12 protein-coding genes, 1 tRNA gene and 2 pseudogenes are annotated in these 16,041 nt (G+C 60.7%); 6 read left to right on the top strand and 9 right to left on the bottom strand.

Annotated features, from left to right (window positions below; translation table 11 throughout):
- Window positions 1-53: 53 nt before the first annotated feature.
- The 7 genes from ACA068_RS15185 to fdnG all read right to left on the bottom strand — a co-directional run bounded on the left by ACA068_RS15185 (window position 54) and on the right by fdnG (window position 9,115).
- Window positions 54-149, bottom strand: a tRNA-Sec gene (locus ACA068_RS15185).
- A gap of 6 nt (window positions 150-155) precedes the next feature.
- A complete protein-coding gene (selB, locus tag ACA068_RS15180; RefSeq protein WP_497302835.1) occupies window positions 156-2,063 on the bottom strand; it encodes a selenocysteine-specific translation elongation factor in 1,908 nt (635 codons plus the stop codon).
- Window positions 2,060-3,481: an L-seryl-tRNA(Sec) selenium transferase gene (gene selA / locus ACA068_RS15175; RefSeq protein ID WP_497302833.1), complete on the bottom strand. Its 1,422-nt coding sequence runs from the start codon at window positions 3,479-3,481 to the stop codon at window positions 2,060-2,062. Before selA ends, selB begins: the two co-directional genes overlap by 4 nt.
- A gap of 50 nt (window positions 3,482-3,531) precedes the next feature.
- Window positions 3,532-4,458, bottom strand: a complete 927-nt coding sequence (fdhE, locus tag ACA068_RS15170; protein ID WP_497302831.1) for a formate dehydrogenase accessory protein FdhE — start codon at window positions 4,456-4,458, stop codon at window positions 3,532-3,534.
- A 5-nt stretch (window positions 4,459-4,463) separates the two neighbouring features.
- The gene (locus ACA068_RS15165) at window positions 4,464-5,117 is read right to left on the bottom strand and encodes a formate dehydrogenase subunit gamma (RefSeq protein ID WP_497302829.1); all 654 of its coding nucleotides are present in this window, start codon (window positions 5,115-5,117) and stop codon (window positions 4,464-4,466) included.
- The gene (fdxH, locus tag ACA068_RS15160; protein ID WP_497302827.1) at window positions 5,114-6,049 is read right to left on the bottom strand and encodes a formate dehydrogenase subunit beta; all 936 of its coding nucleotides are present in this window, start codon (window positions 6,047-6,049) and stop codon (window positions 5,114-5,116) included. Before fdxH ends, ACA068_RS15165 begins: the two co-directional genes overlap by 4 nt.
- A complete protein-coding gene (gene fdnG / locus ACA068_RS15155) occupies window positions 6,050-9,115 on the bottom strand; it encodes a formate dehydrogenase-N subunit alpha (protein ID WP_497302825.1) in 3,066 nt (1,021 codons plus the stop codon). It lies immediately after the preceding gene.
- A 310-nt stretch (window positions 9,116-9,425) separates the two neighbouring features.
- On the opposite strand from fdnG, the gene ACA068_RS15150 reads away from it, so the two are divergent.
- The 4 genes and pseudogenes from ACA068_RS15150 (at window position 9,426) to ACA068_RS15135 (ending at window position 12,806) form a co-directional block, all read left to right on the top strand.
- Window positions 9,426-10,580: a MalY/PatB family protein gene (locus ACA068_RS15150; protein WP_497302823.1), complete on the top strand. Its 1,155-nt coding sequence runs from the start codon at window positions 9,426-9,428 to the stop codon at window positions 10,578-10,580.
- A 133-nt stretch (window positions 10,581-10,713) separates the two neighbouring features.
- Window positions 10,714-10,929, top strand: a pseudogene (locus ACA068_RS15145) (hypothetical protein); the annotation flags it as partial.
- Window positions 10,930-10,974: 45 nt separating this feature from the next.
- Window positions 10,975-12,318, top strand: coding sequence for a cation:proton antiporter (locus ACA068_RS15140; protein WP_497302821.1), 1,344 nt, complete (start codon window positions 10,975-10,977; stop codon window positions 12,316-12,318).
- A gap of 191 nt (window positions 12,319-12,509) precedes the next feature.
- Window positions 12,510-12,806: a hypothetical protein gene (locus ACA068_RS15135; RefSeq protein ID WP_497310603.1), complete on the top strand. Its 297-nt coding sequence runs from the start codon at window positions 12,510-12,512 to the stop codon at window positions 12,804-12,806.
- Window positions 12,807-12,855: 49 nt separating this feature from the next.
- Here the strand turns inward: ACA068_RS15135 and ACA068_RS15130 are convergent, their stop codons facing one another.
- Window positions 12,856-13,392: a hypothetical protein gene (locus tag ACA068_RS15130; RefSeq protein WP_497302819.1), complete on the bottom strand. Its 537-nt coding sequence runs from the start codon at window positions 13,390-13,392 to the stop codon at window positions 12,856-12,858.
- Window positions 13,393-13,543: 151 nt separating this feature from the next.
- On the opposite strand from ACA068_RS15130, the gene ACA068_RS15125 reads away from it, so the two are divergent.
- A complete protein-coding gene (locus tag ACA068_RS15125; RefSeq protein ID WP_497302817.1) occupies window positions 13,544-13,777 on the top strand; it encodes a hypothetical protein in 234 nt (77 codons plus the stop codon).
- Window positions 13,778-13,789: 12 nt separating this feature from the next.
- Here the strand turns inward: ACA068_RS15125 and ACA068_RS15120 are convergent, their stop codons facing one another.
- Window positions 13,790-15,712 (bottom strand): hybrid sensor histidine kinase/response regulator, encoded by a 1,923-nt coding sequence (locus ACA068_RS15120; protein ID WP_497310516.1) that lies wholly within the window; start codon window positions 15,710-15,712, stop codon window positions 13,790-13,792.
- Between the two features lie 146 nt (window positions 15,713-15,858).
- On the opposite strand from ACA068_RS15120, the pseudogene ACA068_RS15115 reads away from it, so the two are divergent.
- A pseudogene (locus ACA068_RS15115) lies at window positions 15,859-16,041 on the top strand (hypothetical protein); the annotation flags it as partial.

Genomic DNA, 16,041 nt, shown 5'->3' with positions numbered 1-16,041 from the left:
GGAATGTGATGCAGTGACCACCGCTCCCACAGGGATAGTGGGTGTTTGGGAAATGGCGGAAGGCAGCCGGAGTCGAACCTGCCCGGGAACGGATGCCGTCCCCAACCGGGTTTGAAGCCCGGCCGCGCCACCGGGCGCGATTGCCTTCCTTGAAGTCAGTTTCCTGATGGCTGGGCCAGGGCATTGTCGAGACGCAAATGGCGCTTGTCGCCAAAGCGTCGGGTCAGGCCCAGCCGGTCGAAGTTTTCGAGAATCTGGATGCTGCGCTTACGGCCAAGACCCACTGCATCGCGAAACGCCGCGACCTGAATCACCGGGTCCTGCGCGGCCAGTTGCACAAGCATAGCCGCCAATCGGCGGATGATTGCATCGGTGTAGAACAGGTCGCGGACCACTTGATGCACCAGCCCCAACCTCGCCATTTTGCGCAGCAGCAAACGCACAGTCACTTCGTCATGGCCAAGATCGCGCACCCAAGGCGCATTGAACCCGGCCTGTTCGAACAACGGTTGCAGCTGTTGCCACAACGCTTCGTCCTCTTCGCTCAAACGCACCTGATGTTCGGGCAAATGCAGCCACGGCCCGCTGGCAAGCATGGCGCCGCTGGCCAGTAACTCGTCGAGCAGGCTGATGAACGTGGGCCGAGCCAGCGCGGTGCCGGAGAAGCGGCGCAGGCGATCCCGGTCGGGTCCCATCTGATCTGGTTCGAGTTGATGGAAGCGTGCCAGATGCTCCAACAACGGCGCTTTCAGGGACTCCCAACGGTCAGCGCTGAACAGCAACGGACCTTGGCGCGTATCGATCAAGCGAATATCGGCGGGCAGGACCCAGGTGTCACGCGGCCGGTTGAACTGACGCTCCAGACGTTGCGGGTCAAGCCCGGATTCGCTGTTCAGCAGTAACGCAGGCAGCACTTCTTCCAGATCGTTGCGGGTGGCAAGTGCCTGGAGCTGCGCCAATCGCTCGGGACTGCGACGGAGTCGGGTTGGTGCGAACGGGTCGAGCACCCGGCCGCCGCCGAGGGTTCGTCGGGCGCTCTGGTCACGCAGAATCAATGGATCGCCCTTCACCGCCAGCACCGGCGCATTCAGCAGGATTTGCGCGAACATCCGTTCACCCGGCGCAACGTTGGAACCTTCCAGCAGCGCCACGCGCCCCGTGACGTCCTGGGTCCCCAAATGAACATGCACCGGCTGAAAATGCTCGAATGCCTTGGGTTCGCTAGCCAGCAACTGCAGGTCGATGTCCAGGCGCTGAGTCGGTGCATACAGCCACTCGGACACCAGCCAGTGGCCACGGTGAATCTGCTCCAGTGCCAAGCGCTCGGCACTCAGGTTCAGCGCGACTCGCTGACCCGCCAACCCGCTGTCTGCAGCCTGGTTTTGCGCATGCAAGCCACGCACCCGCACGATTTTGCCCAACGGACCGAGCATCAGCGTATCGCCCACGGCGACTTGCCCGGACAGCGCCGTGCCGGTCACCACGATACCGGCGCCGGCCACGCTGAACGCACGATCAATCGCCAGACGAAAGCCGCCACGGGTGCTGCGTTGGAGCACATCACGCTGCGCATCCAGCAAGGCCAGACGCAGTGTCTCGATACCCTCCCCGGTCACGTTCGACAGCGCAATCTGCCGCGCGCCGGCATACGGTCCGGGCGCGAGCAAGCTTTCGATTTGTTCTCGGACGGCCTGCACCCGGCCCGGATCGACCCGGTCACATTTGCTGATCGCCACCAAGGCCCGAGGGATACCCAGCAGTTCGACGATTGCCAGATGTTCGCGGGTCTGGGGCATGACGCCGTCATCCGCAGCGACCACCAGCAATACCAGATCAATGCCCTGGGCCCCGGCCAGCATGTTGTGGGTGAAACGTTCATGACCGGGCACGTCGATAAACCCGGTCAGTGCGGCGCCCGGTTCTAGCGCCGCGTAGAGATAACCGAGGTCGATGGTCATGCCACGTTCACGTTCTTCGCGCCGACGGTCGCCGGCCTGGCCGGTCAAGGCCTGGAGCAACGCCGTCTTGCCGTGGTCGATGTGCCCGGCAGTGCCCACGATCACCTGGGCACCTGCAACTGATCGAGTTGCGCCAGCCACGCGGTTTCATCGTCCAGTTGGCGCAGATCCAGCCACAACGCGTCGTCGTCAATCCGGCCCAGCACCGGGATGGCCAATTGACGAAGCGCCGCTTCAAGGGCCAGTAATTGCCGTCCACGCAATCGTTTAGAAACATTTGGCCGCAGACATAAAGCGGCACTCGGCAGACGAGCCACCGGTTGGCTGCCGCTGCCGATCATGCCCAGCGCCGCCACCACGCTGACGCTCCAGCCATCGCCCACGGCCTGCGCCAATGACGGTTGCAGGCGTTCGGCTTGAGCAAGGATGTCGGCTTGCGGTCGGGTCAACAGGCGCAGACTCGGCAGCCGTTCGGCCAGTTGGTCGGGATTGCGGTACAGCCCCAACACCGCTTCGAGCGCCGCCAGGGTCAGCTTGTCGACCCGCAACGCACGCTTGAGCGGGTTCTTTTTGATCTTCGCGATCAGGTCTTTGCGGCCAACGATCAACCCGGCCTGGGGACCGCCCAGTAACTTGTCGCCGCTGAAGGTGACGATGTCCGCGCCATCGATCAATGCCTGGCGCACCGTGGGTTCGGCGGGCAGCCCCCAACGGGTCAGGTCCAGCAAACTGCCGCTGCCGAGGTCTTCGAGCAGTGGCAGCCCGTGTTTGTGCGCCAGTTCAGCCAACTCGGCCGACGGCACTCGGGCGGTGAAGCCTTCAATGGCGTAATTGCTCGCATGCACCCGCATTACCAGCCCACTGCGCGGGCCAATCGCCGCCTCGTAATCCCGGGCATGGGTGCGGTTGGTGGTGCCGACTTCGTGCAGTTTGACTCCGGCCCGGGCCATGATGTCGGGAATGCGGAAGGCGCCGCCGATTTCAATCAGCTCGCCCCGGGAAATGATCCCTTCCTTGCGCGCGCCCAGGCTGTTGAGCGTCAGCAGCACGGCGGCGGCGTTGTTGTTGACCACGGTTACCGCTTCGGCGCCGGTCAGTTCGCGGATCAGGCCTTCGATCAGGTCGTCACGGTCGCCGCGCTTGCCGCTTTGCAGGTCGAATTCCAGATTGAGCGGGTAGCGAGCGGCCATTTGCACCGCTTCGATGGCCTCCTCGGGCAACAAGGCGCGACCGAGGTTGGTGTGCAGCACCGTCCCAGTCAGGTTGAACACCCGGCGCACGTGGCTGCGATGCTGAAGGGCCAGGCGTTCGCCCACTCTGCCGGCCAAGACGTCGGGGGTGATTTCAACGGCGTCGAGCTGGTTAGAAAGCACCGGTTCGCGCACGTCATCCAGCAGTTGCCGCAGAGTGGCCAGCAGCGCGTCACGCCCATAGCGCTCGGCCAAAGGCAGGCACGCCGGATGGCGCAGCAAGCTGTCGATGGAAGGCAGCCGCAAGGCTGGGCTGGCGGATCTGGCAGGCATCAGGCGCTCCCGCAATCGGTGACTGTCGCGCCTGAGTGTAGCCGTTGTGCTTAATCGCCTCCCGGAGCGAGCAGAAGATTCGGTGCCGGGCGCACGTAACCTTCCTGTTCCAGACGCATGTCCAGTATCAGGCTGGTCAGGTCAGTTGAAAGTGCTTCGGCCTCTGCGTCGTTTTCCAGGTACAGCAGTTTCAGGTAGCTGTGGCAGCCGGGGCAGGTTTCGGCGCGCAACGGCGCCTGATTGGCGGCATGGCGGTCGTCATCGAGGCTGACGTATTCCAGGCCTTTGCTTTGCTCGCAATACACGCATTTGACCCGCACCACGTGCCATTCGCAGGCGCACAACGAGCACACCAGATAACGCAAACCGTTGTGTTTGCCGCGATGACGAATGACCCCGGCCATGGCCGGCGAACCACAGGCCGGGCATTGGCTGAGGCTGTCGCCGGGTTTCAGTGCAAGGCCTGGCGTGTTCAGCAGCCAATGACTGAAAGCCGCCTGCAACGCCGCGCCGAGAAACGGCACCAGCGCCGCCGGCAGCAGCGAATATTGGCCGCTGACCAAGGCGATCGCCCAGGCTTTGCGTTGTCCGTTATTGGCGTTGCGCAAGGTTGTGACAGCGTTCTCGACGGCAGAGTGTGGCGGTGGCGGGTATCGCTGCAACAAGGCGTCGAGATACGGCAACCAGATGTCCTCGCGCACCAGACTGTCGGCGGCGAACGGTGGCAAACCGTGCTGCTGGCACATCCGCAGGCGCTCGGGTTCGAGCGGCGCAGCATTGGGTGGATCGTCAAACAGGCTCTGCTGAACACGGCAAAGGTCGACCACCAATCGCAGGTAATCGGCCAGTGGATGCCCTTCAGCCAGTTTTTCCAGGCGCAGCGCCCGCAACGCGAACAAGTTGTTCGGCGGCAGGTGCAGGAACGGCGGTGAACCCGCCGCCGCTTCGATCTCTCCAGGCTCAAGAATGGTCGCCAAGGGGGTTATCCTTTTTTGCTGATCGGCCGCTCAGGGCGTTCGTCCCGAGTCACGTCCCGATACCAGAGTTCATGGTGCTTCTTCGCCCAAGCGCGGCTGACCCCGCCATGCACCATGGCGCTGACCGAGCCTTTGATCCAGAGGCCGGCATAGATGTGGACAATGATGCTCAACACCAGCACAAAACCCGCCAAGGCATGAAGCAGCATCGCCCAGCGAATCGAGGTGATGCCGAAGTATTCGCTGAAATACGCACGCCAGATCACCAGCCCGCTGAACAGCAACACCAGCATGCACAGCAGCAAGGTCCAGAACAGCAGCTTCTGCCCCGGGTTGTACTTGCCGATCGGTGGCACGCCCTCCTCCTCATTGCGGATTACCCGCCCGACGCGCCGGAGCCACAACCGGTCATTGCTGATAAAGAAGTTCGCCCGAAAGAACTGGATCACCAGGCCGAGGAACAGCACAAACATCACCACGCCCATGAACGGGTGCAGGATGCGCGTCCACGGCCCGCCGCCGAACAGGTGGCTGAGCCAGAACAGCGCCGGATGAAACAGCGCCAGGCCCGACAGCGCGGCCATGAAAAACAGGATCGCCACCAGCCAGTGATTGGTGCGCTGGTTCGCGGTATAGCGCAGGATCTGTCTGCGGATCATGGTCTGTCCTCCCCACGCGGATCAAAGGTGTGCACCGACGGATCGACCTCATGCACCGAAGGATCCTTGAGCGGCGGCAATTCATCCTCCTCGACCAACTGCGGCCCCACGCGCACGTAATGGAAGAACCCGGCCAGCACCGCCAGGCCCATGGCCAATAACCCCAAGGGTTTGCTTACGCCTTTCCACAATTCCACCAGCGGGCTGATTGTCGGGCTGCTCGGCAAACCGGCGTAGAGCATCGGCGTGTCCGCGTGATGCAGCACGTACATGACGTGCGTACCGCCCACGCCCTCGGGGTCGTACAGACCGGCGTGTTCAAAGCCACGACTTTTCAGGTCGACGATGCGTTCCGCCGCGTGTTCTTTCATGTCTTCCTTGCTGCCGAAAACAATCGCGCCGGTCGGGCAGGTCTTCACGCAGGCCGGCTCCAGCCCCACTTCCACCCGATCCGAGCACAGCGTGCATTTGTAGGCCTTATGATCCTTTTGCGAGATCCGTGGAATGTTGAATGGGCAGCCGGTGATGCAATAGCCGCAGCCGATGCAATGGTCCTGATCGAAATCGACGATGCCATTGGCGTGCTTGATGATCGCCCCCGGACTCGGGCACGCCGCCAGGCAACCGGGCTCGGCGCAGTGCATGCAGCCGTCCTTGCGGATCAGCCATTCGAGGTTGCCGGCGTCGGTTTCATGCTCGGTGAAGCGCATCAAGGTCCAGGTTTCTGCGCTCAGGTCCTGAGGGTTGTCGTAGGTGCCGAGGTTGTGGCCGACCTCGTCGCGCAGTTCGTTCCATTCCGAGCAGGCGACCTGACAGGCCTTGCAGCCGATGCACTTGGTAGTGTCGATCAGCTTGGCCACTTCTTCCTGATTGCGTACCGACGACGGCACGGTGGTGGTGGCCGAACGGGCGATGATGTCTTGGCTGGCCATTTAGACTTTCTCCACGTTGACCAGGAATGACTTGGATTCCGGGGTCTGAGTGTTGCCATCGCCGAGGAACGGCACCAGGGTGTTGGTCAAGTAACCGTGGCGCGTGAGGCCGGTAAAACCCCAGTGCAGCGGGATACCGATCTGGTGCACCACTTGATTGTTGACCTGCAGCGGACGAATCCGCTTGGTCACCACCGCCACGGCTTCGATATGCCCGCGCTTGGAGCTGACCCGGACCCGGTCGCCGGCCACAATGCCTTTCTCCTTCGCTAGCACTTCACCGATCTCGACGAATTGCTCGGGTTGGGAAATCGCGTTGAGCTTGCAATGCTTGCTCCAGAAGTGGAAATGCTCGGTCAGCCGGTAGCTTGTCGCCGCATAGGGATAGTCTTTGGCCACGCCGAGGGAATCCCACACCGAATCGAAGATCCGTGCCGCCGGGTTGCTGGTGGCTTTCTTGTTTTCCGGGTGCAGCGGGTTGATGCCGATCGGCGTTTCGAACGGCTCATAGTGCTCGGGGAATGGACCCTCGTTCATCTTGTCGACGGCGAAAAACCGCGCGATGCCTTCTGGGTTCATGATGAACGGATTCATCCCGGCTTCCGGCGGCGAGTCGGCCTTGAAGTCCGGCACATCGGTGCCGCCCCAGGCTTTGCCGTTCCACCACACCAGGCGCTTTTTCTCATCCCATGGCTTGCCTTGCGGGTCGGCCGAAGCGCGGTTGTAGAGAATCCGCCGGTTGGCCGGCCAGGCCCAGGCCCAGCCCAGATGTTGATGCATGCCGTAAGGGTCGCTGTTGTCGCGCCGTGCCATCTGATTGCCCGTCTCGGTCCAGCTGCCGCAGAAAATCCAGCAGCCGGACGCGGTGCTGCCGTCGTCTTTGAGCTGGCCGAAACCGGCGAGTTGCGCATTGCCCTTGATCGTCGCGCCGGTGGCGTCGGTGAAATCGGTAATGGCATAGCCATTGATTTCTCGCGCCAGTTCTTCCGGCGCGGGTTCGCCGGCGATCTTGTACGGCCATGACAGTTTGAGGATCGGGTCGGGATAAGCGCCACCATTCGCTTGATAGCGCTGGCGCAGCCGCAGGAACAGCTCGCTCATGATCTGCACGTCGGTGCGCGCCTCGCCCGGGCCGTCGGCGCCTTTCCAGTGCCATTGCAGCCAGCGGCTGCTGTTGACCAGCGAGCCGTCCTCCTCGGCGAAACAGGTGGTGGGCAGGCGAATGACTTCGGTCTGGATACCCGCCGTTTCCACATCGTTGTACGGCCCGACATTGCGCCAGAACTCCGAGGTTTCAGTGGACAGCGGGTCCATCACCACCAGCCATTTCAGCTTGGCCAGTGCCGCCATCACGCGGTTTTTGTCGGGCAACGCCGCGATGGGGTTGAAGCCCTGGCACAGGTAACCGTTGACCTTGCCCTGCCCCATCAGGTCGAACACTTTGAGGATGTCGTAGTTGGGGATGTCCAGTTTCGGCAAATAGTCGTAAGCCCAGTTGTTCTCGAGCGTGGCGTTGTCGCGGTACCAGGCTTTCATCAGGCTGACGTGGAATTTGCTGTAATTCTGCCAATAGGACAGCTGCCCGGGACGCAACGGCATTTGAGTGCGCTTGGTGATGTAGGCGGTGTAATCCTGCTCGGCATCGCCCGGCAGGGTCAGGTAGCCTGGCAGTGAATTGGACAACAGGCCGAGGTCAGTCAGGCCCTGGATGTTGGAGTGCCCGCGCAAGGCATTGACACCCCCGCCCGGCATGCCGACGTTGCCCAACAGCAGTTGCACCATCGCCGCGCTGCGGATGATCTGCGAGCCGATCGAATGCTGAGTCCAGCCCAGCGCATAGAGAATCGTCATGGTCTTGCCCGGTTGCGAGCACGTGGCGATTTCTTCCCAGATCTTCTGCATGGCATCGACTGGCATGCCGCAGATCTGGCTGGCCAACTGGATGTTGTAGCGGCTGTAATGCTGCTTCATCAGCTGGTACACGCAATGCGGGTCTTGCAGGCTCGGGTCGGTTTTGACGAAACCGTCCTCGCCCAGCTCGTACCCCCAGCCGGATTTGTCGGTGTAGCTGCGCTTGGCGGCGTCGTAACCGCTGAAGATGCCGTCCTCGAAGCCATACCCCGCTTTGACGATAAACGACACGTCGGTGTAATTGCGCACGTACTCGTGCTGAATTTTGTCCTCGGTCAGCAGGTAATTGATCAGCCCGCCCATGAAGGCGATGTCGGTGCCGGTGCGAATCGGCGCGTAATAGTCGGCCACCGAGGCGGTCCGGGTAAAACGCGGATCGACCACGATCAGCCGCGCCTTGTTGTGCGCCTTGGCTTCGGTCACCCATTTGAAACCGCACGGGTGCGCTTCTGCTGCGTTGCCGCCCATCACCAGGATCAGATTCGCGTTGGCGATATCGGTCCAGGTATTGGTCATGGCGCCACGGCCGTACGTCGGGGCAAGACTTGCCACCGTCGGACCGTGTCAGACACGCGCCTGGTTATCAAACGCCAGCATGCCGAGACTGCGAATGACCTTGTGGGTGATGTAACCCGCTTCGTTGGACGCCGCCGAGGCCGCGAGGAAACCGGTGGTCAGCCAGCGGTTTACCGTTTGGCCCTGGTCATTCTTCTCGATGAAGTGGGCATCGCGGTCGGCCTTCATCAGGTCGGCAACGCGATCCATCGCCTCATCCCAGGAGATGCGCGTCCATTCGGTGCTGCCGGGCTTGCGCACCTGCGGATATTGCAGGCGCCCGGGGCTATGAATGAAGTCCAGCAGGCCCGCGCCTTTGGGGCACAGGGTGCCGCGGTTGACCGGGTGATCGGCATCACCTTCGATGTGGATGATGCTTTGCGCGACGTTCTTGGCGGTATCGCCCTGGCTGTACATGATCAACCCGCAGCCGACCGAGCAGTACGGGCAGGTGTTGCGGGTTTCATGGGTGTGGGCGAGTTTGAAATGGCGTACCTGCTCGGCGAAGGCAGGCGCGGGAAGCATGCCCAGCGCGCCGAGGCTCGAGCCCGCAAGGCCGATACCGGCGACCTTGAAGAACTGACGACGGTTGAGGTCCATCGTGCACTCCTGATCAGGTGGATACCCGGTACTTTTGCCGGGTTTTTCTGGACGATCACGGTGGCGGTAGCGTGGGTACCGACACTTGAAACGTTAGCCAATGGGAGAACTGACTGCATGAAAACCGACCATCGGGCAATCCGGATGTCAGCCATCACACCAAACCTGTGGGAGCGAGCCTGCTCGCGATAGCGGCGGTTCTACTTGCATAGATGTTAAATGACCCACCGCCATCGCGAGCAGGCTCGCTCCCACAGGGCTTGGCGATTATCATGGGCGCCATATTCAACCGGCCTTTATGAGACTGAGCATGACCTTCGATTTTGATCAGGTGTTTGACCGCCACAACACCGGCAGTACCAAGTGGAGCCGCTACCCGGCCGACGTGTTGCCGATGTGGGTCGCCGACATGGACTTCGCCGCGCCGCCGGTCATCCTTGAAGCCCTGCGTAAACGCCTGGAACACCCGATGGTCGGCTATAGCGTGCCTCAGGACGATTTGCGCGCCGCCATCGTGGCCGACCTCTGGAACAAATACGCCTGGCGCGTACTGCCGGAGGAACTGATCTTCCTGCCGGGCGTGGAGTCGGGCTTCAACATGGCGCTGAAGGCGCTGGTCGAGCCGCAACAGAACGTCGTGGTTCAGGTGCCGAACTACCCGCCGCTGCGTCATGCACCAGGTCATTGGGGCTTGAACAAGGTTGAACTGGAATTCGACGCGTTGGGTGACGGCACGTATGACACGCCGCTCACAACCTTGAGCAAGGCACTGACCGGCGGCGGCGCGCTGCTGCTGAGCAACCCGCATAACCCGCTGGGCAAGGTTTTCCCACGGGAAGAACTGCAAGCGCTGGCCGACATCTGCCTGGAACACAACGCGTGGATCATCTCCGACGAGATTCATGCCGAACTGTGCTTCGACGACCGCGTGCACATTCCCACAGCATCGCTCAGCCCGCAGATCGCCAAGCGCACCATCACCTTGATGTCGGCGAGCAAGGCTTACAACATCGCGGGGCTGAAAACCTCCTTCATGATTATTCAAGACTCGGCGTTGCGTGCGCGGGTCAATCATGCCCGTTGCGGCATGGTCGACAGCGTCAACCCGCTGGGCATGGAAGCAACGCGCGTGGCCTACAGCGAAGGCGGCCCGTGGCTGGCGGGATTGAAGGCGTACCTGCAAGGCAATCGGGATTATCTGGTGGAAGCGGTTCGCACGCGTTTGCCGGGTGTAATGATGAACATCCCGCAGGGGACGTATCTGGCGTGGCTCGATTGCTCGGCGCTGGGGCTGGACAACCCGCAGCAGTTCTTCCTCGACCAGGCCAAAGTCGGCCTCAGCCCCGGCCTGGATTTCGGCGACAACGCCCGCCAGTTCGTGCGCCTGAACTTCGGCTGCCCACGGGCGTTGCTGGAAGAAGGTTTGGCGCGAATGGAGCGCAGCTTGGTCAACCTCAAGGCCTGACACCTCCGGATCAACACCGCAAATCCCCTGTGGCAACGAGTCTGCTCACGAAGGCGACGTGTCAGTAATGAATATGTCGACTGACACACTGTTTTTCCGACCAGGCTCGCTCCAAAAGGGGATTTTGGTGGATTCGGTTGCGGTACTGGGCGCGGCGTCCCTTTACTCGACGTTCTTGATATTTTTTGGCCTGCCGACGTTCATGCACGAGCGCAAGGAACAAGGCCTGCTGAACGCGGCGTGCGTCTGGGGTCTCGGGCTTCTGGTATTGGTGACTATTCTGGTAGAGATGATTGTGCTGTGGTTCAACGTGCTGACGCCTGAGTACCTGCGCGCGACGGTCGGTTGATCCAAAGCGGCCCAAAAACGCGGTCCCCCCCAGCGAGAACTGAGCATGAGTTTCATTTTATGGGTGGCCGTGTTGGGTGCCGTGCTCCTGACGCTGGCGCTGACCTCGTCCTACCTGCGATGGATGCCGGTGACCACGTCTGCGGTGTGCCTGGTGCTGGGCGCAGCCATCGGGCCGGCCGGGTTCGGGCTGTTGAAGCTGGACACCGCTGACGCTTCGATCTGGATGGAGCACCTGACGGAAGTCGCGGTGCTCTTTTCATTGTTTGTCTGCGGCCTGAAATTGCGCTCGCCGCTCAAGCATAAAAACTGGCGGATCGCGTTCGGCCTGGCCGGCCCGGTCATGCTGTTGACCATTGTCGGCGTCTGCTTGTTGCTGCATTACGCGCTGCAACTGTCGTGGGGCGTGTCAGTGCTGATCGGCTCGATCCTGGCCCCCACCGATCCGGTGCTCGCCGCGCTGGTCCAGGTCAACGACGCGCGGGATGACGACAGCGTGCGGTTTGGCCTCTCAGGTGAAGCCGGGCTCAATGACGGAATTGCGTTTCCGTTCGTGATCCTCGGCCTGCTCCTGCTGCAACACGAGGGTAACCCCGGCTGGTTTGGCGACTGGGTGCTACGCAGCCTGATCTGGGCTGTACCGGCCGGTTTGCTGACAGGTTACTGGATGGGACGCGGCATCGGGCGCCTGACCTTGGCACTGCGGATCAAGAACGATGACAGCACGTTGTCCCCGAACGATTACCTCGCGCTCGCCTTGATTGCCTTGGCGTATGTCGGGGCCGAGTCTATCCACGCCTATGGGTTTCTATCGGTGTTCGCCGCTGGCCTCGGATTGCGGCAAGAGGAAGTCAGCACCTCGGGCAATGCCGAGCTCCCGGCCGAGCATTTGGTCCAGACCGTTGTCGGTCACCAGAACGTCGAACTGCAACACGCGGTGCATGGCGATACCGACAACCTTGAAAACCCCCAGGTCGCCGCGGGCATCATGATGGGTGACATGCTCGCCTTTGGCAGTCTCGTGGAGCGGGCCATGGAAGTGTTTCTGGTGACGCTGCTTGGCGTCGTGCTGATCGCTCACTGGGACTGGCGCGCGCTGCTGGTCGGCGGGGTGTTGTTTTGCCTGATTCGCCCTTTGAGTGTCGCCGTGATGCCGTGGGGCCGATTGCTCGATTGGCGGCAACGAATGTTGATCGGCTGGTTCGGCATCCGCGGCATCGGCAGTCTGTATTACTTGTTCTACGCCTTGAATCACGGGCTCGGCCAGTCGGTGTCGACGCTGTGTATGGACCTTACCTTGTCCGTGGTCGCCTTGAGCATTCTGATCCACGGCATCAGCACGCAACCCACCCTCGCCCGCTATGAAAGGCGTAAGAAACAGGTTATTTGATTTTTTGCCTGCGTATTTAAGGGTGAATCGAACGAATTTTCGCTTTAAAAAATTTGAAATCCCTGTGCAACCCGATAGTCACAACCTTAATTCCGCCTGTTTTTTTCTGCACGGCGGAACCCGACAGGTTCGGTTCCACTGTGGCAACGATGCCGTTTAAAAGGGACCTCAAGCAAATTAAGGTGCCGGTCATGATTCACTGTTCAACCCCTGATCAAATCAAAGCCTGCCGGGCGTTCGCCCTGGAATGCAATCGCCAGATGTTTGAGGAAGCCCAGTCGCTGAGCCGCGGCGCCTTTGAAATGCTTGAGGTCGGCGCTATGGACCTGGAACGGTTTGAGCGCTATCAGGCGATGCGCAGGAAGGCTGATCTAAAGTTTCAGGAAGCGATCGAGCATTTGCGCTTGCTCAACGCGGATTTTCCACCAATCCCGATGTCCGTGAACAACTCCCACCGGTTGCGCCAGCAGTTCGAAGACCGGGCCTGAACTCGAATCAATAGACGCCCGGCGGTTGCCGGGCGTTGTAGTCTGCGGTTCAGCCGCCGGGATTGGTGATCTGGATGTAAACCGCATAACTGCCCAGCAACACCCAGAACGTCGCGAAGATCCACGGCGTGCGCACCGAAAACAACAACGATTTGCGATACCCCTTGTGGGACGATTCCATTTCACTGAACAGCGGTGAGTCATCGTAAGCCAGCCCCATCAGTGGCTCGCTGCGCAACAACTCACTCTGCTTGAAGTGCCAGTGATCGATGATGTCGTAGGCCGCACGAATACCCGGCCAGGCGTTCAGCGAACTGAGCAGGCCCAGCAGCGCGAGGAACGGCGGCACCACCAGGGTGAAGAGTTTTCCCCACTCGGGATTGAGGTTGGACATGCAGGATGCAAAGGCAATCACCAGAAACGATTGCGCCGCCAGGTAAGCGTCGGTTCGATTGGCCAGGATGCTGGTTTCGTACTGGATTTCCCGACGGTAGAAATCCAGGCGCTCCTTGGGTGAACCGAACATCTTGGCGTTGTGTTCGCCGAGGGCGTCTTCGGCCGGGGGCTCGGTCAGTATTCTTGGCACGGAAGTCACACGAGGATAGGGAAAGCGTTTAGAAGAAAGCTGCCTGGACAAAGTTCATCCGGATTTCAACGCCGTGTTGATGCAAATCGCTCGAACGGTGGCTTGCCTTCGTGGTCCTTCATGTACAGATGCTGACTTTCAAGGAACGCGGATGGATTCTCTCGATTGGGTGCAATGGCCGGCGATGCTGGTCACGGTGTTGGCGGCGTGGTTGATCGGGTCGCAAAAACCATCGCGCAGGGTGTGGGGCTTCAGCTTCTTTATTGCCAGCAATATTTTGTGGGTGATTTGGGGTTACCAGACCCAAGCCTACGCACTGATCGTGTTGCAGTTTTGCCTGTGTGCCATGAACTTGCGCGGCTTCAAGAAGAACGCGGACGGTTGAGCGTAACCCCGGTCACTTCATGGCCAGGGCAATGACTTCCACCAGATTGAGTTGGGTGAAGGGTTTGGACAGGCGCGGGAGTTCGATCGCGAAGCCTTCCAGGCGGTCGGCATAACCCGTGGCGAGGATAATCGGCAGCCCTGGTTTCAAGGTTCGGAGGACCCTCGCCAGTTGCGCACCATTCATTTGTGGCATCGCCATGTCGGTAATGACCAGGTCAATGTCCTGCTCGAGTTCGAACAGATCAAGCGCTTGTGCGCCGGACACCGCACTGATCACCCGGTGGCCAAGGTCCTCAAGCAACAGGCCGGTACTGGTCAACACAAGGCTGTCATCGTCCACGATCAATACGCACAATTGATCCACTGACGGTGCTTGCACCTCCGCTGCAGCGGGTTTGTTGACCGAAGCAGACGTGGCGACCGGTATCCACAGTTCGGCAGTCGTGCCTATGTCCTTCTGGCTCTTGAGAACGAATCGCCCGCCCAATTGCTCGATAAAGCCATGCACCATCGACAACCCCAGCCCCGTGCCTTTGCCCACCCCTTTTGTGGTGAAGAAAGGGTCCATGGCCGAGGCCAGGGTGGCCTCATCCATGCCCTCTCCCGTATCGGCGACACTCAGGCACACATAGCGGCCGGGCTCCAGCAATAACGTTGATTGATCGCAGACTTCTTCTGTCCGGGTGCCGATGACGATTTTGCCGCCGTTGGGCATGGCATCCCGGGCATTGGTGGCGAGGTTCAGCACGGCCAGTTCGAGTTGATTGACATCGGCCATGACCGGAACGAGATCGGGGGGAAAACGGGTTTCGAGCTGTACGGAAGGTCCGAGGGCGCTGCGCAACAGGCCGCTGATCCCTTCTATCAGCGCGGGTATCTCGACGGATTCGGACTTGAGTTCCTGACGTCGGGCGAAAGCCAGCATGCGTTGAGTCAGGGACACACCACGCAAGGCACCCTGGGTCGCGTTGTCCACCAATCGAGTGACTTTCGGATTGTCTCCCACGCGTTTACGGACGATTTCCAGGTTGCCAAGGATGACGGTCAGCAGATTATTGAAATCGTGGGCGATCCCGCCACTGAGTTGGCCGATGGCCTGCATCTTCTGCGCCTGGAACAGCGCTTCACGGGTTTGTTCCAAAACCTTCTGTGCTTGTGTGGCCTCGGTGATGTCCCGGGTAATTTTGGCAAAGCCCAGCAACGTGCCCGTCTCCCCCCAGATCGGATCGACCACGACATGGGCAAAGAACCGCGTCCCGTCCTTGCGCACGCGCCAGGCCTTGTTTTCGAAGCGACCCTCTCGTGTCGCCGTCTCCAACGCGCGTTGCGGCTCCCCGGCTTCGCGGTCTTCGGGGGTATAGAAGATCGAAAAATGCTGGCCAATGACTTCTTCGGGCCGGTAACCCTTGATGCGCTGGGCGCCTTGATTCCAGTTGGTCAGGCGTCCGTCCGGGGCGAGCATGTAGATGGCGTAGTCTGTGACGCTTTGAACCAGTAACCGAAACTGCTGCTCGCTTTGCTTGAGGGTCTCTTCGGCCATTTTGCGGTCGGTGAGGTCCCGGGTGATTTTGGCGAAACCCAACAGCTTGCCCGCCGGGTCGCGAATCGGATCGATCACCACGTGGCACCAAAAGTGCGTGCCGTCCTTGCGAACCCGCCAGCCTTCGCCTTCGAAACGACCTTCGCGGATCGCCGTGTCCAGTGCACGCCGGGGCAGACCGATAGCGCGATCTTCTTCGGTATAAAATCGCGAAAAGTGCTGACCGAGGATCTCCGCCTCCTCATACCCCTTGAAACGTTTGGCGCCCGCGTTCCAGCTGGTGATGATGCCATCGGGATCAATCATGTAGATCGCATAGTCCACCACAGAATCAATCAGCAGGCGAAAGCGCATTTCCTCGATGGAGTTGGTTTTGGACTGGTTATCACTCATCGATCACACCTGCGATTATTGTTTTGTGGAGTATGCGACAAACCGTGGGTTTGGTAAGCCAGAAAACGGTCGAGCACTGGAGCGTAGCGTTCAGACCACCTATTCTCGACGCCAAACGCCATTCCTGGCCCATTCAAGGCGCCCCGATGATCCTGATTCTGTTGCCCACGTCAGACTACGATCCCACTGAAAGCAGCGTTCCATGGCAAGCCATGCGCCAGGCCGGCATCGAGGTGCGCTTTGCGTCACCCGAGGGATTGCCGGCCTACGCCGACTCGCGCCTGGTGGACATCGGCTTCGGCCTATTGAACCCGTTGCTGATGACGCGC

Source organism: Pseudomonas sp. LBUM1660 (genome assembly GCF_059695935.1).
This window is presented reverse-complemented; position numbering and strand designations above follow the sequence as displayed.